This window comes from Pseudarthrobacter leeuwenhoeki, from assembly GCF_055412885.1.
Genome location: NZ_JBVAYY010000017.1, coordinates 45799 through 63422 on the forward strand (window position 1 = coordinate 45799; position 17624 = coordinate 63422).

At 68.0% G+C, this 17624-nt stretch carries 18 protein-coding genes and 2 pseudogenes; 11 read left to right on the plus strand and 9 right to left on the minus strand.

Annotated elements, in window-relative coordinates; genetic code table 11:
- Positions 1-74 precede the first annotated feature (74 nt).
- On the minus strand, positions 75-734 hold the full coding sequence (locus ACZYX4_RS14990) for a dihydrofolate reductase family protein (RefSeq protein WP_463877240.1): 660 nt from the start codon (positions 732-734) through the stop codon (positions 75-77).
- 144 nt (positions 735-878) lie between these two features.
- On the minus strand, positions 879-1817 hold the full coding sequence (locus ACZYX4_RS14995) for a 2-hydroxyacid dehydrogenase (RefSeq protein WP_463877241.1): 939 nt from the start codon (positions 1815-1817) through the stop codon (positions 879-881).
- A 193-nt stretch (positions 1818-2010) separates the two neighbouring features.
- On the opposite strand from ACZYX4_RS14995, the gene ACZYX4_RS15000 reads away from it, so the two are divergent.
- The gene (locus tag ACZYX4_RS15000; protein WP_463877243.1) at positions 2011-2925 is read left to right on the plus strand and encodes a serine hydrolase; all 915 of its coding nucleotides are present in this window, start codon (positions 2011-2013) and stop codon (positions 2923-2925) included.
- An 83-nt stretch (positions 2926-3008) separates the two neighbouring features.
- Here ACZYX4_RS15000 and ACZYX4_RS15005 read toward each other — a convergent pair whose 3' ends face one another.
- A complete protein-coding gene (locus ACZYX4_RS15005; protein WP_307464437.1) occupies positions 3009-3176 on the minus strand; it encodes a hypothetical protein in 168 nt (55 codons plus the stop codon).
- Positions 3177-3368: 192 nt separating this feature from the next.
- On the opposite strand from ACZYX4_RS15005, the gene ACZYX4_RS15010 reads away from it, so the two are divergent.
- The gene (locus tag ACZYX4_RS15010; protein WP_463877245.1) at positions 3369-4214 is read left to right on the plus strand and encodes an alpha/beta fold hydrolase; all 846 of its coding nucleotides are present in this window, start codon (positions 3369-3371) and stop codon (positions 4212-4214) included.
- 85 nt (positions 4215-4299) lie between these two features.
- On the opposite strand, the gene ACZYX4_RS15015 is transcribed toward ACZYX4_RS15010, so the two are convergent.
- Both ACZYX4_RS15015 and ACZYX4_RS15020 read right to left on the minus strand, forming a co-directional pair.
- Positions 4300-4539 (minus strand): hypothetical protein, encoded by a 240-nt coding sequence (locus tag ACZYX4_RS15015; protein WP_463877246.1) that lies wholly within the window; start codon positions 4537-4539, stop codon positions 4300-4302.
- A 190-nt stretch (positions 4540-4729) separates the two neighbouring features.
- Positions 4730-5419, minus strand: a complete 690-nt coding sequence (locus ACZYX4_RS15020) for a uracil-DNA glycosylase (protein WP_463877248.1) — start codon at positions 5417-5419, stop codon at positions 4730-4732.
- A 93-nt stretch (positions 5420-5512) separates the two neighbouring features.
- Here ACZYX4_RS15020 and ACZYX4_RS15025 point away from each other — a divergent pair, with 93 nt between their 5' ends.
- Positions 5513-6037 carry a DUF488 domain-containing protein gene (locus tag ACZYX4_RS15025; RefSeq protein ID WP_463877251.1) on the plus strand — a complete coding sequence of 175 codons (525 nt, stop codon included), beginning with the start codon at positions 5513-5515 and terminating at the stop codon, positions 6035-6037.
- Between the two features lie 95 nt (positions 6038-6132).
- On the opposite strand, the gene ACZYX4_RS15030 is transcribed toward ACZYX4_RS15025, so the two are convergent.
- Complete coding sequence (locus ACZYX4_RS15030) at positions 6133-7116, minus strand: aldo/keto reductase (RefSeq protein ID WP_463877253.1); 984 nt, start codon at positions 7114-7116, stop codon at positions 6133-6135.
- A 541-nt stretch (positions 7117-7657) separates the two neighbouring features.
- Between ACZYX4_RS15030 and ACZYX4_RS15035 the strand changes: the two are divergent.
- From ACZYX4_RS15035 to ACZYX4_RS15055, 5 genes and pseudogenes are all read left to right on the plus strand, one after another.
- A pseudogene (locus ACZYX4_RS15035) lies at positions 7658-7891 on the plus strand (factor-independent urate hydroxylase); the annotation flags it as partial.
- Positions 7892-8151: 260 nt separating this feature from the next.
- Entirely contained in the window at positions 8152-9750 is a 1599-nt protein-coding gene (gene aceB, locus ACZYX4_RS15040; protein WP_463877255.1) for a malate synthase A, read from the plus strand.
- A 371-nt stretch (positions 9751-10121) separates the two neighbouring features.
- Positions 10122-10283 carry a hypothetical protein gene (locus tag ACZYX4_RS15045; RefSeq protein WP_463877257.1) on the plus strand — a complete coding sequence of 54 codons (162 nt, stop codon included), beginning with the start codon at positions 10122-10124 and terminating at the stop codon, positions 10281-10283.
- Positions 10284-10452: 169 nt separating this feature from the next.
- Positions 10453-11253: a hydroxypyruvate isomerase family protein gene (locus ACZYX4_RS15050; protein WP_463877259.1), complete on the plus strand. Its 801-nt coding sequence runs from the start codon at positions 10453-10455 to the stop codon at positions 11251-11253.
- 94 nt (positions 11254-11347) lie between these two features.
- Positions 11348-11502, plus strand: a pseudogene (locus tag ACZYX4_RS15055) (redoxin domain-containing protein); the annotation flags it as partial.
- 78 nt (positions 11503-11580) lie between these two features.
- Here the strand turns inward: ACZYX4_RS15055 and ACZYX4_RS15060 are convergent.
- Entirely contained in the window at positions 11581-12429 is an 849-nt protein-coding gene (locus ACZYX4_RS15060) for a class I SAM-dependent methyltransferase (protein ID WP_463877262.1), read from the minus strand.
- A gap of 94 nt (positions 12430-12523) precedes the next feature.
- On the opposite strand from ACZYX4_RS15060, the gene ACZYX4_RS15065 reads away from it, so the two are divergent.
- The 3 genes from ACZYX4_RS15065 (at position 12524) to purM (ending at position 15795) form a co-directional block, all read left to right on the plus strand.
- Positions 12524-12868, plus strand: coding sequence for a hypothetical protein (locus tag ACZYX4_RS15065; protein WP_463877265.1), 345 nt, complete (start codon positions 12524-12526; stop codon positions 12866-12868).
- 78 nt (positions 12869-12946) lie between these two features.
- Positions 12947-14629, plus strand: a complete 1683-nt coding sequence (gene purF, locus ACZYX4_RS15070; RefSeq protein ID WP_463877268.1) for an amidophosphoribosyltransferase — start codon at positions 12947-12949, stop codon at positions 14627-14629.
- A complete protein-coding gene (purM, locus tag ACZYX4_RS15075; RefSeq protein WP_463877270.1) occupies positions 14626-15795 on the plus strand; it encodes a phosphoribosylformylglycinamidine cyclo-ligase in 1170 nt (389 codons plus the stop codon). Before purF ends, purM begins: the two co-directional genes overlap by 4 nt.
- A 61-nt stretch (positions 15796-15856) precedes the next feature.
- On the opposite strand, the gene ACZYX4_RS15080 is transcribed toward purM, so the two are convergent.
- Positions 15857-16639, minus strand: coding sequence for a VOC family protein (locus ACZYX4_RS15080; RefSeq protein WP_463877272.1), 783 nt, complete (start codon positions 16637-16639; stop codon positions 15857-15859).
- 233 nt (positions 16640-16872) lie between these two features.
- Positions 16873-17106, minus strand: coding sequence for a DUF3073 domain-containing protein (locus ACZYX4_RS15085; protein ID WP_463877275.1), 234 nt, complete (start codon positions 17104-17106; stop codon positions 16873-16875).
- Positions 17107-17624 lie beyond the last annotated feature (518 nt).

Here is a 17624-nt window from a genome sequence, read left to right on the forward strand (position 1 = left end):
CTCCAAGCCAGGCGTCACGCCAAGTGATCCGAAGGTCAGTTTACGTCCGGAGGCCGTGAGCGGACCAAGTCGGCCTACCGGGCCGTGCGACGAGTGAAGATCAGATGGAGAACTCCGTGTGGAGAAGGGGTCGCTTCGATGTCAAAGCGATGTTCGAGTCCTTCGAGTCCATCCCAGAGCCGTTCGCCCCGGCCCAGGACGATCGGCACGATGACGATGTGCATGTGGTCGATCAGATCGGCCTCGAGGAACTGCCGAACCGTGCTGACGCCGCCACCGATCCGGACGTCGAGCTCGCCTGCCAGGGCGCGGGCCTGCTTGAGCGCGGAGACGGGGTCGGCGTCAACGAAATGGAAGGTTGTTCCGCCATCCATTTCGAGTACCGGCCGAGGATGGTGTGTCAGAACAACGACAGGGGTGTGGAAGACAGGGTTGTCGCCCCACCAGCCCTTCCATTCCTCGTCCTCCCAGGGACCGCGTTGAGGGCCGAACTTGTTGCGCCCCATGATCTCCACGCCGATCCCGGGCCCCCACGCGCTGGCGAACGCCTCGTCGACGCCGAAGGATCCCTCCGACTCCCCGTGGAGGCCCATTTCGCGGAAGGTGCGCGTCTCAAAAGCCCACTCCATTAGCCGTAAGCCTGCGTGACCGAACGGAGCGTCGAGTTGCTGGCCCTCGCCGGTGCCGAATCCGTCGAGGGAGACCGAGAAGTTATGCACGCGGACGAGTGACATGTCATCTCCTGGAGTGCTTGTCGTTTCGCCATCACTCTATGGTGATCGAACCCGACGGCTCAAGACCGTCGATGGGCGAATTAGGCCGCACGGTCAGCAACACTGCGGAGCGCCACAGCCGGGCGGGGAAACCCGGCCCCGCCGTTAGGGCCGCCCGGTTCCTTGGCCGTTCAGCACGACGTTCGCCGGCGATTCGCCCGCCAGCATGAGCTCGATCTGCCGCTGGAGCAGCTGGCCCATCCGCGGGCGCATGGCCGAACTGTCCCCGCCGACATGCGGGCTGATGATGACGCCGGGGGTCCGCCACAGCGGGTGGTCCTGCGGCAGCGGCTCGGGATCGGTGACGTCCAGGGCGGCACGGATCCGGCCGCTGGCGGTGTGCCGGACCAGGGCGTCGGTGTCCGCGACCAGCCCGCGGGCCACGTTGACGACCAGTGCGCCGTCGGGCATGGCCGCGAGGAAGGTGTCGTCGATGAGGTGGCGGGTGGCGTCGCTGAGCGGAACCCCCACGATCACGATGTCATGCTCCGGCAGCAGGGTGTGCAGCTCCGCGACGCCGTGGACGTGGCCGCGCGGGTCCCTCCGCTCCCTGCTGGCGACCCGGGTCACGATGGTTTCGAAGGGCACGAGACGGTTTTCGATCGCCTTGCCGACGCCGCCGTAGCCGACGATCAGCACCCGCCGGTCCGCGAGGCTGGCGGTGGGCCGGGTCTCCCAGCGGCCGTCCTGCTGGTTCTGCAGCAGCCGCGGGAGCTCGCGCTGGCTGGCCAGGATCAGGGCCAGGGCCAGTTCGGCGGTGGAGGTTTCGTGGACGCCGGCGGCGTTGGCGAACACCCTGCCCGGGGGAAGGAACTCCGCGACGCCGTCGTAGCCGATCGACTGGCTCTGCACCAGCCCGGTATCCACCGCTTCCAGGCCGCGCAGCACCTGCGGGCCACCCATATAGGGCGCGACCACGATGTCGAGGCGCGGCCGCGGCGGTTCCCCGGACAGGTCCCACTCGAGGACGGCGACGTCCGGGTGGGGGTGGAGGTACTCCCGGAGGGTCGGGTCCGGCAGGCTCACAGTTATCTTCCTCGGCATAGCTGCCAGCCTACTGGTGCTTTCACCGCCGCAGGATGCCTCCGCCGTGGTCCGCGCCACACGTCCGGCCCCGTCCCGGCAGGTAGTTTGCCGTCACCTTCGCGCCGCCCCGCGCGGCTTTTGGACATGCCCCTTCCCCGGGCATACATTGCAGTGAACCCCTCCTCTTTACTGACCTGGAAGGTCCTGCACGATGAACACCTCGGGACCTTCCCGTCCGGCCGCCAAGTCCCTCAATGCCCAGCGGAAACTGCCCCTCGTCTGGGCGGCCACGGCCCTTGTGCTGCTGGGCATGGTGACCCTTGCCGCCGTCCGCACCGGGCCGGTCCCCAGCACGGACTTCCTCGCCGGCCCGCAGGAACAGTGGGAGGAACAGCCCGCGGCCGAGGCCCCGGCAGCGGAGGCCCCGCGGGCCGCCGTCGACTTCGACGCCCTCGATGCCGAGATGCGGCGGATCCTGGCCGACAACTCCGGCTACCGGATCGGCGTCGTCCTTGCGGACACCCACGGCGGGGAGCCGCGCAGCTACGGTGACGGGGCCGAGTTTGTGGCGGCCAGCACCGCCAAGATCCTCACGGCGGCCGCCTATTACCATCTGGTGGAGACCGGTGAGAAGTCGCTGGATGTGCCGCTGGGGAGCTTCGACGCCGCGTTCCAGATCCAGGCGATGGTCAACGCGAGCAGCAACGACGCCTGGCTGCTGCTGATGAGGGACATCGGCTACCCCCGGCTGATCGAGTACGCCGCGTCGATCGGGATCAGCTATGACCCGGAACAGAACCTGCTGACCCCCGCCGAGATGGCGGACCTGCTCAAACAGCTGTCCACGGGCACGCTGCTGAACGCGGAGCACACGCAGGAGCTGCTCGGCTACATGCAGCAGACCAACAACGAACGGCTCATCCCGGCCGCCGTCGGCCCGGGCATCACGGTCCAGCACAAGTACGGCCAGCTGGAAGGCTACCTCCACGACGCGGCCCTCCTAAGCTCCGGCGAGCGGTCCTACGCGCTGACCATTTATACCTGGGGCGAGGACGGCGGGGGCGCGGAGCGCCTGGCCGTGATCCACGAGCTGACCGGGGCGGTCACGAAGGCGCTGCTGGAGTAGGCCGGTCACGCGGGGGCGTTAATGCGGAGAACCCCGCTGCACTTTGTGCAACGGGGCCCTGCGATCGATCTGGAGAACCGGGGTTAGCGGCCGAAGAGCTTGGCGAAGAAGCCGGTCTTGGTGCTGACTTCACCCTCGTGACCCTTGCAGCGGTCGGCGCTCTTGACGCCCCGCATGACCGAGTCAACGTGCTGGCCGCAGCCGGCCCAAGTGGTCTTACCGCACTTCTTGCATGCAACCTGTCGGCACATCCGGTTCTCCTTGTTGGTAGGTCTATTATTACTACTATACCCCCAGGGGTATCAGTGCCCAAATTGGCGCCGTCAAAGTCCCAGCCGCGGGAACACCCTGTTGCCTGTCTGCGTTGGTTCCGTACAGTGGCACCAGCGCCGGGTCACTCCCGCACGAACTGACTCCCGAACCGTACCGAGAGGACTGCTGACATGGCTTACATCAAGGTTGGAACCGAGAACAGCACCGACATCGAGCTCTACTATGAAGACCACGGCAGCGGGCAGCCGGTGGTCCTGATCCACGGCTACCCGCTGGACGGCGCCTCCTGGGAGAAGCAGACCACGGCCCTGCTGGGCGCCGGCTACCGGGTCATCACCTACGACCGCCGCGGCTTCGGCAAGTCCAGCAAGCCTACTGACGGCTACGACTACGACACTTTCGCCGCCGACCTCGACACCCTGTGCACCACCCTGGACCTGAATGACGCCGTGCTGGTGGGCTTCTCGATGGGAACCGGCGAAGTGGGCCGGTACCTCGGCACCTACGGTTCGGCCCGGGTGGCGAAGGCCGCATTTCTCGGCTCGCTGGAGCCCTACATCCTGCAGGCCGAGGACAACCCCGACGGCGTCCCGCAGTCTGTGTTCGACGGCCTGATGGAGGCTGTCACCACGGACCGCTACGCCTTCTTCACGGAATTCTTCAAGAACTTCTACAACAGCGACACCTTCCTGGGCACACCCCGGCTCAGCGGGGAAGTCATGCGGGCGGGCTGGAACCTGGCGATCTCGGGCGGAGCCACCGCCTCGGCAGCCGCGCAGCCCACCTGGCTCACGGACTTCCGGGCGGACATCCCCAAGATCGACGTCCCCGCGCTGATCGTGCACGGCACCGCGGACAGGATCCTGCCGATCGATGTCACGGGCCGCCGGTTCACGAAGGCCCTGCCCGGCGCTGAGTACGTGGAGATCGAGGGCGCCCCGCACGGCATGCTGTGGACCCACGCCGCCGAGGTCAACGAGGTGCTGCTGGGGTTCCTGGGGAAGCCGCGCGCGTAGCCTGGCTGGGGCCGGGGCCTCGCGGGGGGCACCCGCGGCTCTGCCCGGACACCCGGCGGTCGGCGCCGCCGGCAGGGCGTGAAGGCTACGTTTCGGCGTCCCACATGCCGGCGTCGGCGGTGTCTTCCGGCGTCGCCTCCCCCGAAGGGTCGCCTGAACCGACGTAGGCGGCGGGCACCGTTCCTGCCGCCTGGGTCAACTGTTCCTCGCGGATGTTGCCGGCCTGGCCGGGTTCGGCGTGCGGCTGGCGGACCTCGACGGCGTCCGGGTCGCCGGGTCCCCGCAGGTCGGCCGGATCGTTGCTCGGTTCGTTCGGATCACTCATGACACTGCCTTTCATCCGTGGATTAACTCCTTCCCACACTAACGTGGGAGCGGATGCGCGGCCGGGCCGCGGCGCCTGCATGAGTTGGCACTCCGGGAGCCTTCACGCTGATCGACCTCGTGGACTGCAGCGACCTCTCCGGCGGCGGGGACCTCGACTCCCCCGGCCAGCTGCACCTCCTCGACCAGGGTCAGCGGCATCCGGGCCCGCCGCCGCGACCCGAATCGCCCACCACAACGCGGGAGGGACCCAGGAGCTCCTGCAAACCGAGCTTGAAACCGGACCGGCCGCCGTGGGCGGGATGCCTGATTTTCGGCACGTCCAGGCCGCTCCGCTGCAGACTGCGGTGCGCCACATTCCCCACGGCCACCACCGTTTCGATGGGAAACTCCTCGGTCAGCGCCTGCCAGAACGGGGTTCCCTGTGCTGCTTCGGAGACCGTGGGAGTGCGGTTGGACAGCGGCCGCCCGGGTACGTGGGTATGCCACGGGCAGGCACTCCAGAGCAAGGGCAGGAACTCAAATTCGGCCAGCACCTCCCACATCACCGTGGCCGTCGGCTCCGCCGCAACACCCGCAGCCTCCGCCGGAAGCACGTATCCCTTGCCGGGCCCGAACAGCCCGAACGCGTTGGGTGGACCCTGGAACATCGTGCGGTTGGTGAAGGGAACCCCAGTGATCCGCATGCCCCTGAATCCTGGCGCTTCCCCGACCAGCAGCACCTTCGGGGAGCGGTCCAGCATCTCCCGCAAGTAGGTCGCCAGGTTCCGCCGGCGCTGGGAATTTCCCGGCACGGTGTGGTCGAAGAAGTTGTTGCACCCCGGCCCTGTTTGCACGGCTGCGAGCCGGTCAACAAAGCCCTCGATGGAGGATGAAGTCATTCCAAACCTGCTCCCTTGGCACCTCGTCGGATATTTAGAATATCCGGGCCGCTTCGCCGCCGACACGGGTGCATGGCGTCCTAGCATGGGGACATGACGGACACGACCATCTTCACGGTGGGGCACTCCACTCATCCCATCGACGAGTTCATCGGCATCCTGAACGCCCACGGCGTCAAGAAGCTCATCGATATCCGCACCGTCCCGAAATCGCGGCACAATCCGCAGTTCAACGCGGACACGCTCGCGGCGAGCGTGCGTGCCAGCGGGATCACCTACCGGCGGATGGAATCCCTCGGCGGCCTGCGGCACGCCCGGAAAGACAGTCCCAACGGCGCCTGGCGAAACGCCTCGTTCCGGGGGTACGCGGACTATATGCAGACCGAGGAATTCTCCACCGCCATCGACCAGCTGCTGGACCGCGGGCGGACCAACGATGCGGCGATCATGTGCGCTGAAGCCGTCCCGTGGCGCTGCCACCGCTCGCTGATCGGTGACGCGCTCCTGGTCCGGAATGTCCGGGTCCTGGACATCATGACGGAAAAGTCTGCCAAACCCCACACCCTGACCTCCTTCGCGCGCGTCGAGGGGGAGCGGATCTGGTATCCGGCGGGCTAACGGCCGGCAAGCCAACTACAACGCGGGGTCAGATGCGGCCCATGAAACCCGCCACCATGGACCGTATCTGACCCCGCGCTGGTTTTCGGAAGCGGCTACCAGCGCGGATGGATCGATTCGCGGAAGTACTTGTCGTAGATTTCCCGGACGCCGACGTCGAACGTCGCGTCGATGCCGTTGACCCCTGCCGCTTCGGCGTTGGACCGGGCCTGGTCCACGTTCCGCGCGCCGGGGATCACCGTGCTGACGCCGTCCTGCGCCGCGATCCAGGCGATGGCCGCCTGGGCGGTGCTGACGCCGTCGGGCACCAGCTCCTCGAACTCGGCCACCGCTTGAAGGCCCTGCCCGAAGTCCACGCCGGAGAAGGTCTCCCCGACGTCGAAGGCCGAGCCTGTGCTGTTGTAGTTTCGGTGGTCGTCCGCCGCGAAGGACGTGTCCGCGGTGTATTTGCCGGAGAGCAGCCCCGAAGCGAGCGGCACGCGGGCGATGATGCCGATGCCGGCAGCCTCCGCCGCGGACAGCACCTCGTCCAGCGGCTTGAGCCGGAAGGCATTGAGAATGATCTGCACAGTGGCCGTGCCCTCGTGCCGCATGGCTTCGAGGGCTTCATCGGTCCGCTCCACGCTGACGCCGTAGTTGCGGATGGCCCCCTCGGCCACCAAGGTGTCCAGCGCGTCGTAGACTTCGGCGTTGCTGTACACATCGGTGGGCGGGCAGTGCAGCTGGACCAGGTCCAGTTGCTCCATGCCCAGATTGCGCCGTGACCGGTCTGTCCACTCGCGGAAGTTGGCGAGGGTGTAGTTCTCCGGCCGCTGCTCCACCCGGCGGCCCATCTTGGTGGCCACCGTGATGTCCAGGCCCGGGTTGCCGGCCAGGAATTTGCCGATGGCCTGCTCGCTGCGCCCGTCGCCGTACACGTCCGCGGTGTCGAAGAAGGTGACGCCGGCTTCCACGGAGGCGGCCAGGATGGCTTGGGCCTGCGCGGGGTCCACGTTGCCCCAGTCCGCGCCAAGCTGCCAGGTCCCCAGCCCAACAATGGAGACGTTCCGTCCGGTCTTGCCCAAGATTCGCTGTTCCATCATCCGACTATAGGCCGGAACGATAAACGCGGGGTCAGATACGGCCCAAGAAGCCCCGCACCGTGGGCCGCATCTGACCCCGCGTTGGTTTTAGTTGGCCAGCGCCGGACACGGCACGGACCGGCCGGCCCCCGCCACCGTGGCCACAGCGCAGCGCTCGCCGGAGGCTGCCGGCTGCCAGGCCACCAGCGCAGACATCAGATCCAGCACGGCGCCCCCTTCTCCCGTGCGGCGGGGGGAGTGCACATTCTCGTTCGTAATCTTGGCCGGGGGAAGCACCGCCCGGCCGGGCGCACCGGAAATCCGCTGCGGTTTCGGACCCCCGCGCCCGGGATCCGCGCTGCGACTGTCCGAAAGCGAAGCGAAATCCGCACGGGCGGTGCCCCGGGCCGTCAAGCTCCAGCTTGCGCACTGGCAGGACGGCATCGGGCTGGTTGTTCTTGAAGTACTCGTAGAACACTGCGTCGCCGAAAGCTTGTGATGTGCCCACCCCCGGCTAGCCATAAATGTTCTTTGTGGCGTTTGTCGCCTGACCTGGAAACTGCTGCTGGAGGGCTTCACCGAAAAGTACTCCCACGCCCTGCAGTAGACCCTGTTCGATATGGGCACCAAGGTCCTAGAAGCACACCGCGAGCTCGACGAGATCAGGTTCTCGGTGCCCAACGAGGTGCTCTTCGCCGCCGACCGCCCCTACGGCCTGATCGAGGCGACGGTCCAGTGCGACGACGCAGTACCGGCCGATGCAGCCTGGTCCGGAACCGCCGGTTTCTGTTAGGGACGTTGCCATGACGAAGCAGCGGACGCTGGACCCCCCGGCTATTCACTTTTTATCCACATCGTGAAAATCTGCGACGAGCCGGTGGAATCCATGGCCAGGGCCGCTAGTCTGTTCGCCATGGCCAACCCACGCCGCATAGCGCTCGTGCTCGGCGCTCGACGACGCCGCAGCCTCGGCGATCGCGAACCAGGGGCTGACGGTGTGCTGAATACCAGCTGCCGGATTCCCACCTGATACACCGACGAAGAAGGACCACAATGGCTCTCACCATTTCAGCCCAGCACCCCGTAGACCGTGCAGAGGAGATCCTCACCCCCGAGGCCCTGGCCTTCATTGAGGAACTGCACCAGCGGTTCGCCGCCACCCGCGGGGATCTGCTCAAGGTCCGCGCGGCCAAGCGCGAGGAGGTGGCCCGCACCGGCCGGCTCGATTTCCTGCCGGAGACCCGCGACATCCGCGAGGGTGACTGGACCGTTGCCGCGGCCCCGGCAGCCCTGCAGGACCGCCGGGTCGAAATGACGGGCCCGGCCGCGCCCGCCAAGATGGCCATCAATGCCCTGAACTCCGGAGCCAAAGTCTGGCTCGCCGACCTCGAGGACGCCAGCACCCCCACCTGGTCCAACGTGATCGAATCGATCCTGAACCTCCGCGACGCCGCGGCGGGCACCCTGGCCTACACCTCCCCGGAAGGGAAGGAATACACGTTGCGGACCGATGCCCCGCTGGCCGTCGTCGTGGCACGCCCGCGCGGCTGGCACATGAGCGAGCGCCACCTGCTGATCGGCGGCGAACACACCGTCGGCGCCCTGGTGGACTTCGGCCTGCACTTCTTCCATACCGCCAGGCAGCTGCTGGAGAACGGCCAGGGCCCCTACTACTACCTGCCCAAAATGGAGAGCCACCTCGAGGCCCGCCTCTGGAACGAGGTCTTCGTCTTTGCGCAGGACTACCTCGGGATTCCGCAGGGCACCATCCGCGCCACCGTCCTGATCGAGACCATCCCGGCGGCGTTCGAGATGGACGAGATCCTCTATGAACTCCGAGACCACGCCTCCGGCCTGAACGCCGGGCGCTGGGACTACCTGTTCAGCATCATCAAGTACTTCCGCGACGCCGGCCCGCAATTTGTGCTCCCGGACCGCGCCACCGTGGCCATGACCGCGCCGTTCATGCGCGCCTACACCGAGCTGCTGGTCAAAACCTGCCACCACCGCGGCGCCTTCGCGATGGGCGGCATGGCGGCCGTCATCCCCAACCGCCGCGAGCCCGAGGTGACGGCCCAGGCCTTCGAGAAAGTGCGGGCGGACAAGACCCGCGAGGTGAACGACGGCTTTGACGGTTCCTGGGTGGCCCACCCGGACCTGGTCCCGGTCTGCCGGGAGGTCTTCGACGCCGTCCTGGGCGAGCGGCCGAACCAGCTGGACAAACAGCGCCCGGAAGTGACGGTCACCGCGGACCAGCTCCTGGACATCGCCTCCGCGAACGGCACGGTCACCGAGGCTGGCCTGCGCCTGAACCTCTACGTCGCCGTCGCCTACACCGCGGTGTGGATCTCCGGCAACGGCGCAGTCGCCATCCACAACCTGATGGAGGACGCCGCTACGGCCGAAATCTCCCGCTCGCAGGTGTGGCAGCAGATCCGCAACCAGGTGGTCCTCGCCGACACCGGCCGGACCGTGACCCGTGAACTGGTGTCCGGGATCCTGGCCGAGGAAACCGCGAAGCTCCGCGGCGAGGTGGGCGAGGACGCTTTCGCAAAGCACTACCTGCCCGCCAGCAAGCTGATCGGCGACATTTGCCTCTCCGAGGACTACACGGACTTCCTCACCACGCCTGCCTACGAACTGGTCGGCTGAGCCATGGCGGCCCCTCCCTCCGGAGGCCTGCACGGGCATCCCCAAGAGGGTGCTGCGCGACAGTGACAAACCCGAGGCGGAGGCCGGCGGCGAAGGCGTCGTCTTCCTCACCAAGGGCGAACTGACACTGACGCGCGACGGCGGGATCCACCGCCTGGAGGGGCGGCGGCCACGTCTGGAAGGTCTCCAACGACGCCGCCGCCGGGGACGCTGCCCGTGTCCAGTGGATCCGCAAGGCCCATGAGCCGCTGGACGGAAGTCGAGGCCTGCGACTTCATGTGGCTTCGCCCCTTCTGCCCGGCCCGCTACGCCGGCTGGCCGGGCCCGTTCCCGTGACGGCGGGGCTTGGCGGCGCTTGGTACCCTGAGGCTGTGAAATACGAATCCCTGTGGATCGGAATGCTCCTGGGCGCAGCCCTCGGCTTCGCCATCGGCGTGACCACCGCCGACAAGCCGTTCACAGGCCTGTTGATCGGTGTGGCCGTCGGTGCGCTGGTGGGCCTGGCGGCCCGGAAAGACCCCACGAAGGGGTAGCGACATCCCCCGCCCTGAATTCCCCGGCCCCTGATGTACCCGGCCCTCGATGTACCGGGCCCTGAGGCGGCGCCCTGACATTCCAGCTGCTGGGTCGGTGCCACAAAGTGGAAATTGAGAGAGGCGAAGAAGCACTTCTTCCAGCTCCCCGCACCGGAAAGAACCCACCATGACCTACACCGTGAACTGCTCCATCCTGCTGACCGAGCTGCCCCTCCTCGAGCGGCCCGCCGCGGCGAAGGCTGCCGGCTTTGACGCCGTCGAGTTCTGGTGGCCCTTCGCGGCGTCAGTGCCCGCCGACGCCGAGGTCACCCGCTTCGAGCGGGCCATCACCGACGCCGGGGTCCAGCTCACCGGCCTCAACTTCAACGCCGGCGACATGCCCGGCGGCGACCGGGGCCTGGTGTCCTGGAAGGGCCGCTGCTCCGAGTTCAAGGACAACATCGACGTGGTGGCTGGCATCGGCGGACGGCTCGGCTGCACGTCCTTCAACGCCCTCTACGGCAACCGGCAGGACGGGCACACCCCGGAGGCCCAGGACGAACTGGCGGTCAAGAACCTCGCGTCCGCGGCCGCGGGAGTGGCCGGCATCGGCGGCACCGTGCTGCTCGAACCGGTCAGCGGCGCCCCCAGTTACCCGCTCCTCACCGCCGAGGACGCCCTGCGGGTCATCTCCCGCGTGAAGGAGGAAACCGGTGCGGAGAACATCAAGCTCCTCGCCGACTTCTATCACCTCTCGGTCAACGGCGACGACGTCGCCGCCGTCATCGAAATGCACGCCAAGGACTTCGGCCACATCCAGATCGCCGACAACCCCGGCCGCGGGGCTCCCGGAACCGGTGAGCTTCCCCTCGGCGAGTGGATCGCCCGCAGCCGCCAACTCGGCTACGAGGGCTACATCAGCCTCGAGTACAAGGCGCCGGCGGAAACCGCCTTCGCCTGGGCCATCCGCCAGCGCGTCGCCCGCTGACCACACCGTTACCGGCTTCAACCGCAGCCAGGACAAGACCGACAAACGGGCCCCGGTGGCCAAACTGCACAAGGAAGACGTCCAGGCCGTGGACGCACTGACGTTCCCGCTGCTCGCCGATAGGGACCACTCCGTGTCGCGGGCCTACGGCGCGTGGGAGAGAAGCTGGTCAACGGCGAGGTCACCGAAGGGATCGTCCGGTCCACCGTCGTGCTCGACCCCGAGGGCACTGCGACGCCGGCGCGGCACCCCGCAATTCCGCGGCGCTTTCGGACACGCGCACCCCGGATCCGCGCCGCGCCCGTCCGAAACTGCCGCGGAAACCGGCTATGCCCGCGTCCCTGCAACGATGGTGGCCGTGGAGCGGAGCCGGATGGCGCCGTCGTGTTCATAGCGGCCCAGCAGCTGGAAGACGTCGGAGCGGATCAGCTCCCGGACGTCCCGGTCCGCGCTCGCCAGGCCCACGGTTACGGTGGATGCAATCTCTGTCATGAACTCCCAGTAGAGCTCCGGTGACGCCTGGACCAGGTCCGTGCTGACTTTCCGCTCGCTGACGTTGACCAGGCCCGCCTCCTTGAAGACCCGGCTCACGAACCCCGGGGCGGCGCACCGGAACAGCCCGGGTGCGCCCGCGGGCGGCACCGGCAGTTCGGTGCGGCGGGCGATCGTGCCGAGGATCAGCGTGGCCCACGGGTTCTCCGCGGCCCGGCCCCACACGGCGGCGCTGATCCGGGCACCCGGTTTGGCGACGCGCACCATCTCGTTCACGGCGTCGGACGGCCGGGGGAAGAGCATCAGGCCGAAACGGCAGAGGACAGCATCGAACGTTGCGTCCCCGAACGGCAGCTGGGCGGCGTCGCCGACGACGGTCTGTACGTTGTCGAGCCCGCGGCCCGCCGCCTTCTCGGACGCAACCAGCAACATCCCCTCGGAGAGGTCCAGCAGGGTGACGCTGCCGCGGGGGACGAGGGCCGCCGCTGTGAGACCCGGTTCACCGGTCCCGGCTGCGACGTCGAGGACAGCGGAGTCCGGGCGGAGCCACGCCTCGTCGATGACCGCGTCGCCGAAGGGTGCGTGCCAGCCGAGCACTTCGGCGTCCCATTTTCGCCAGCCTGCGGAAAACTCATCCCAGCTGCTGCGCTGCTGGTCCCTGATCTGCTCGGGCGAGGCCGACATGGCGCTCCTTGGCTGTTCCGTGCCCTCCCCCACCCCCAGTGTGCCCCCGCTGCCCCGGCGGTAGCAATGGCTGCCGGGCAGTAGGCTTAACGGCATGTCTACCCCCGAAAACCCCGGCACCCCAGGCGCGCAGCACGTCCCCGAACGGCGCGAGGTCACTGTGCGCCGGGCACCGAAGTACGTGCCGTTCCTGGTCCTGGGCGGACTCCTGGGCTTCGGCGTGGCCGCCTTCCTCGCTTACGGCCTCCCGGGCGATGAAAGCTATGATGCCAGCGCCGTTTTCGGTTTCTTTATGATCCTGTGCGGCGCGGGCGGCGTCGTCCTGGGCGGCGTCGCGGCGCTTATCCTGGACCGCCTGAGCGTCCGCAGGGCCCGTCGCGCCGTCGTCGAATCCGTTCCCGATTCCGTGCCCGACACTGAAGACCAGCCGGGGGCCTGACCGGCCGGAGGCCAACCACAGGAGGTCACAAACCGGCCGATGGGAAAGTCCTTGGGCACAACGTGAGATAATCGACCAGTGGCACGCGGCGATGGAAAACTTTCTCATGATCTTCTCTCTGGCGAAAAAGGCCCTCAGGACGCATGTGGCGTTTTTGGGGTCTGGGCTCCCGGCGAAGAGGTTGCAAAACTCACCTACTACGGGCTGTATGCACTGCAGCACCGCGGTCAGGAGTCGGCTGGTATAGCAACCAGCGACGGCAAGCGGATCAGCGTCTACAAGGACATGGGACTCGTCTCCCAGGTCTTCGACGAGACCACCCTCAACACCCTGACCGGGCACCTGGCCGTCGGCCACTGCCGTTACTCCACCACCGGCGCCAGCCACTGGGCCAACGCGCAGCCCACCCTGGGCGCCACCGCGACCGGCACCGTGGCTCTGGCCCATAACGGCAACCTGACCAACACCGCCCAGCTCAAAGCCATGATCGTGGACCGCAACGGCGGCCAGCTCAGCGGTGAAATGAAGCAGGGCAACACCTCGGACACGGCCCTCGTCACAGCCCTGCTGGAGGGCGAAGAGGGCAAGTCGCTCGAACAGACCGCCATGGAACTGCTGCCCAAAATCAAGGGCGGCTTCTGCTTCGTCTTCATGGACGAAGGCACCCTCTACGCGGCCCGCGACACGTACGGCATCCGTCCGCTCTGCCTGGGCCGGCTGGAGCGCGGCTGGGTGGTCGCCTCCGAGCAGTCCGCCCTCGCCACCGTCGGCGCGAGCTTCATCCGCGAAATCGAGCCCGGCGAGTTCATCGCGATCGACGAGGAGGGCGTCCGCTCCCAGCGCTTCGCCGAGGCGACGCCGGCCGGCTGCGTCTTCGAGTACGTCTACCTCGCCCGCCCGGACGCCTCGATCGCAGGCCGCTCCGTGTACGAGTCCCGCGTGGAAATGGGCCGCCAGCTGGCCCGCGAGAACATCCAGGAAGCGGACATCGTCATCCCGGTCCCGGAGTCCGGCACCCCCGCCGCCGTGGGCTACGCCGAGGAATCCGGCATCCCCTTCGCCCACGGCTTCGTCAAGAACGCCTACGTGGGCCGGACGTTCATCCAGCCTTCCCAGACGCTCCGCCAGCTGGGTATCCGGCTCAAGCTCAACGCCCTGGAATCCGTGATCCGCGGCAAGCGCGTGGTGGTGGTCGATGACTCGATCGTCCGCGGCAACACCCAGCGCGCTATCGTCCGGATGCTCCGCGAAGCCGGCGCCGCCTCCGTGCACGTGAAGATCTCCTCCCCGCCGGTGCAGTGGCCGTGCTTCTACGGCATCGACTTCGCCTCCCGGGCCGAGCTGATCGCCAACGGCGCCACGATCGAGGAAATCTCGCAGGCCATCGGCGCCGACTCCCTCGCCTACATCTCCGAAGACGGCATGATCGATGCCACCCGCCAGCCGCGCGAACGCCTGTGCACCGCATGCTTCACCGGCCAGTACCCGATCGAACTCCCGGGCGCTGACAAGCTGGGCAAGAACCTGCTCGAACGCACCGGCCCCGGCCCTCTCCCCGCCGCCGGAGATGCCGCCCTCGGCGCCGCAGCGCCGGAGTCCGCCGCCGAAGCGGCTGCAGGCATCAGCGCCACCGAGGACCCGGCCGAGAAGCCCGGTGCCACCGGCTGCGACCCGGGTCCGGGCGTCGAATTCGAAGAACTGCTCACCGATGACGATCGCATTGATCGACCCATTGCTGCCGACAAGAAAGAGCCCGTATGACTTCCTCCCCGGCCGCTGACATGAACGCCGCCCAGAACACCGTCGGCATCACCTACGCCTCCGCCGGCGTCGACGTCGAAGCGGGCGACCGCGCCGTCGAACTGATGAAGGGCGCCATCAAGGCGACCCACAACTCCTCGGTGGTCGGCGGCGTCGGCGGCTTCGCCGGCCTGTACGACGTCTCGAGGCTGCTGACCTATAAGCGCCCGCTGCTGGCCACCTCGACCGACGGCGTCGGCACCAAGGTCGCCATCGCGCAGGCCATGGACATCCATGACACGATCGGATTCGACCTCGTCGGCATGGTGGTCGATGACATCGTGGTGGTGGGCGCCGAGCCGCTGTACATGACCGACTACATCGCCTGCGGCAAGGTGGTCCCGGAGCGCATCGCGGATATCGTCCGCGGCATCGCAGCCGCGTGTTCCGTTGCCGGCACCGCCCTGGTGGGTGGCGAAACCGCCGAGCACCCGGGCCTGCTGGGCGAGCACGAGTACGACGTCGCCGGTGCCGCCACCGGTGTTGTCGAAGCCGCCGACCTGCTGGGCCCGGACCGCGTCCGCGCCGGCGACGTGGTGATCGGCATGGCTTCCTCCGGACTGCATTCCAACGGCTATTCCCTGGTCCGCCGCGTCATCAACCACGCCGGCTGGGCCCTGGACCGCCACGTCTCCGAGTTCAGCCGGACCCTGGGCGAGGAACTCCTGGAGCCGACCCGCGTCTACGCCGCCGACTGCCTGGACCTGGCCCGCACGTTCCCGGTCAGCGGCTCCGCAGCCGGCCAGGCCGTGCACGGCTTCAGCCACGTGACGGGCGGCGGCCTGGCCGCCAACCTGGCCCGCGTCCTGCCGCAGGGCCTGCTGGCCACTGTGGACCGCGCCACCTGGCAGCTCCCGGCCATCTTCCGGCTCGTCGCCGAACTGGGCAACGTCCCGCTGGCCGACCTGGAGCGCACACTGAACCTTGGCGTGGGCATGGTGGCGATCGTCTCGCCCGAGGCCGCCGACGCCGCCGTGAACCGGCTCAACGAGCGCGGACTGCCGGCCTGGGTCATGGGCACCGTGGAGGAGAACTCGGACTCCATCGTCAAGACCGGACCGGACTACGTCCAGGGCGCCAAGGGCGTCGACGGCGGCGCCGTCCGGCTGGTCAACGCCTACGCCTGACCCTCATCGGGTGCCCCCGACCGGCCGGCGGTTGTGGAGCACTCGATCTGTTTGAACGGGCTCAGACTTCCAGGACGCTGAACACGCCGCCCTGCGGATCCTCGAGGGTGGCGATGGTCCCGGCATCCTCGGCCTCGTCCGGTGCGATCAGGACGGTGCCGCCGGCAGCCTCGGCCGCCGCGACTGCCGCGGCGACGCTGGACACCCCGAAGTACACCTGCCACCCCGGCTTGAGTGTGCCTTCGGCATCCGCCGGGACCGCGGCGATGCCGGCCACCTCCACGCCGTTGACCGTCAGCGTGCTGTACTTGCCGCCGTCGTCCTGCGGGTACTCGGTCACGTCCTGTCCGAACAGCTGCTGGAAGAATCCGACGGCGGACTGCGGCTCGGGCGTCAGCAGCTCGGCCCAGGCCAGGGCGCCGTGCTCTCCGCTGCGGACGGTGCCGGCGTGGCTGCCGGCCTGCCAAGCGCCGGTGGTGCCGCCGCCGGGCGGGGCGAAGAAGACCATCACTCCGGTGCCGCCCACCTCCTCGGGGCCGAACTCCAGGGTGCCGCCGGCATGGGCCAGACCCTCAGCGAGCTCCTGGGCGTCGGAGGACGCGAAGTACACGTTCCACTGGCCCGGCACCCCGGTGGCCTGCTGCTGCGGATTCCGCGGCGCGATCACGGTGACCAGGTCCCCGCCCAGGAATGCCTGCGCGGAGCTGCGCCCGTCCGGGGTGGGCAGGTCCTCGAAGCGCCAGCCGAAGACCGAGGCATAGAACGCCTTGGCCGCCGCGACGTCACTGGTCTGGAGGTCCGTCCAGCAGATTTCCCCCTCGGTGAAGCCCGTGCGAGTGGTCATGGCGGTCCTTCCGGCGAGAGAGGTGCGGGATGTCCCGGCCCATCCAAGTTAGCCCGCGCCGCCGGCCCCGGCAACACATCCGCCCGGCCCGCGCTGCCGCCAGCTTTGGAGGCGGGAACATCCGGGCAGCAGAAAACCCGCCGTCCACTCCCATTACTGGGAGTGGACGGCGGGCCTGAAATCATGTGGTCGGCAATCCGCTGGCGGAAGTGCATGCCGGAAAGAAGTTTCGACTAACCTATCCGACGGGAATCTACCTCGTCGTCGTCCTCTTCCACATCGTCCGCGTACTTATCCACATAGGCCGAATAATCCGGCTCAACAGGCTCACTCGTGAAACGAGTCGGTGCACGGACCTCTGAGCTCTTGAGCTCACGCTGAAGAGCAGTGTAGTCAGTGTTCGGGGAATAGTACTTAATGTCCCGAGCCTGCTTGGTAGCTTTTGCCTTTTGACGGCCGCGCCCCATGGCGTGACCCCCTTTTTGTACTCGGACCGGAGGTGGTCACCATTGGCGTTAGTGAGGCCCCGGAATGTTTGGTCAATTTGTCGTATCCCTAGATTACATGCTTTCAGCGGTAACTGCGCCCCGGGACGGCCGCTCCGGCCGGTGCGCGGCGCACCACTGCCCCGGACGGCGCCCCGGCGGCATGCAGGCCGCCCGGCATCTTAGATAGAGTTCCGTAGTGGACTTCCGGAAACGGGTCCCACCGCCGGGCGTCCCGCCACGGCCCAGATGCACGGAAGTGGTGAATTCTCAGTGACCGCAGAGAACGAAAGGCCCGGCAACCCCGGCATGCCTGGGGTTCCCCCGGCCGTCGGATCCGGCGCGCGGTCCGCGCCCGCCGCACCGCCTGCACCGCCCGCTGTGCCCCCGAAACCGTCTGGCCGGCCCACAACCGCAACGCCCGTTGTGCCGCCGCGCCCGCCGGCAACTCCGCCAGCGGGGCCGGCTGCGCAGCCGCCCGCCCGCCCCTCCGCACCGCC

What these genes read in the sequence shown, in the direction of transcription:
- ACZYX4_RS14990 (WP_463877240.1), bottom strand. Translation starts at nt 734, where the DNA reads ATGTCACTCGTCCGCGTGCATAACTTCTCGGTCTCCCTCGACGGATTC.
- ACZYX4_RS14995 (WP_463877241.1), bottom strand. Translation starts at nt 1,817, where the DNA reads ATGCCGAGGAAGATAACTGTGAGCCTGCCGGACCCGACCCTCCGGGAG.
- ACZYX4_RS15000 (WP_463877243.1), top strand. Translation starts at nt 2,011, where the DNA reads ATGAACACCTCGGGACCTTCCCGTCCGGCCGCCAAGTCCCTCAATGCC.
- ACZYX4_RS15005 (WP_307464437.1), bottom strand. Translation starts at nt 3,176, where the DNA reads ATGTGCCGACAGGTTGCATGCAAGAAGTGCGGTAAGACCACTTGGGCC.
- ACZYX4_RS15010 (WP_463877245.1), top strand. Translation starts at nt 3,369, where the DNA reads ATGGCTTACATCAAGGTTGGAACCGAGAACAGCACCGACATCGAGCTC.
- ACZYX4_RS15015 (WP_463877246.1), bottom strand. Translation starts at nt 4,539, where the DNA reads ATGAGTGATCCGAACGAACCGAGCAACGATCCGGCCGACCTGCGGGGA.
- ACZYX4_RS15020 (WP_463877248.1), bottom strand. Translation starts at nt 5,419, where the DNA reads ATGACTTCATCCTCCATCGAGGGCTTTGTTGACCGGCTCGCAGCCGTG.
- ACZYX4_RS15025 (WP_463877251.1), top strand. Translation starts at nt 5,513, where the DNA reads ATGACGGACACGACCATCTTCACGGTGGGGCACTCCACTCATCCCATC.
- ACZYX4_RS15030 (WP_463877253.1), bottom strand. Translation starts at nt 7,116, where the DNA reads ATGGAACAGCGAATCTTGGGCAAGACCGGACGGAACGTCTCCATTGTT.
- aceB (WP_463877255.1), top strand. Translation starts at nt 8,152, where the DNA reads ATGGCTCTCACCATTTCAGCCCAGCACCCCGTAGACCGTGCAGAGGAG.
- ACZYX4_RS15050 (WP_463877259.1), top strand. Translation starts at nt 10,453, where the DNA reads ATGACCTACACCGTGAACTGCTCCATCCTGCTGACCGAGCTGCCCCTC.
- ACZYX4_RS15060 (WP_463877262.1), bottom strand. Translation starts at nt 12,429, where the DNA reads ATGTCGGCCTCGCCCGAGCAGATCAGGGACCAGCAGCGCAGCAGCTGG.
- ACZYX4_RS15065 (WP_463877265.1), top strand. Translation starts at nt 12,524, where the DNA reads ATGTCTACCCCCGAAAACCCCGGCACCCCAGGCGCGCAGCACGTCCCC.
- purM (WP_463877270.1), top strand. Translation starts at nt 14,626, where the DNA reads ATGACTTCCTCCCCGGCCGCTGACATGAACGCCGCCCAGAACACCGTC.
- ACZYX4_RS15080 (WP_463877272.1), bottom strand. Translation starts at nt 16,639, where the DNA reads ATGACCACTCGCACGGGCTTCACCGAGGGGGAAATCTGCTGGACGGAC.
- ACZYX4_RS15085 (WP_463877275.1), bottom strand. Translation starts at nt 17,106, where the DNA reads ATGGGGCGCGGCCGTCAAAAGGCAAAAGCTACCAAGCAGGCTCGGGAC.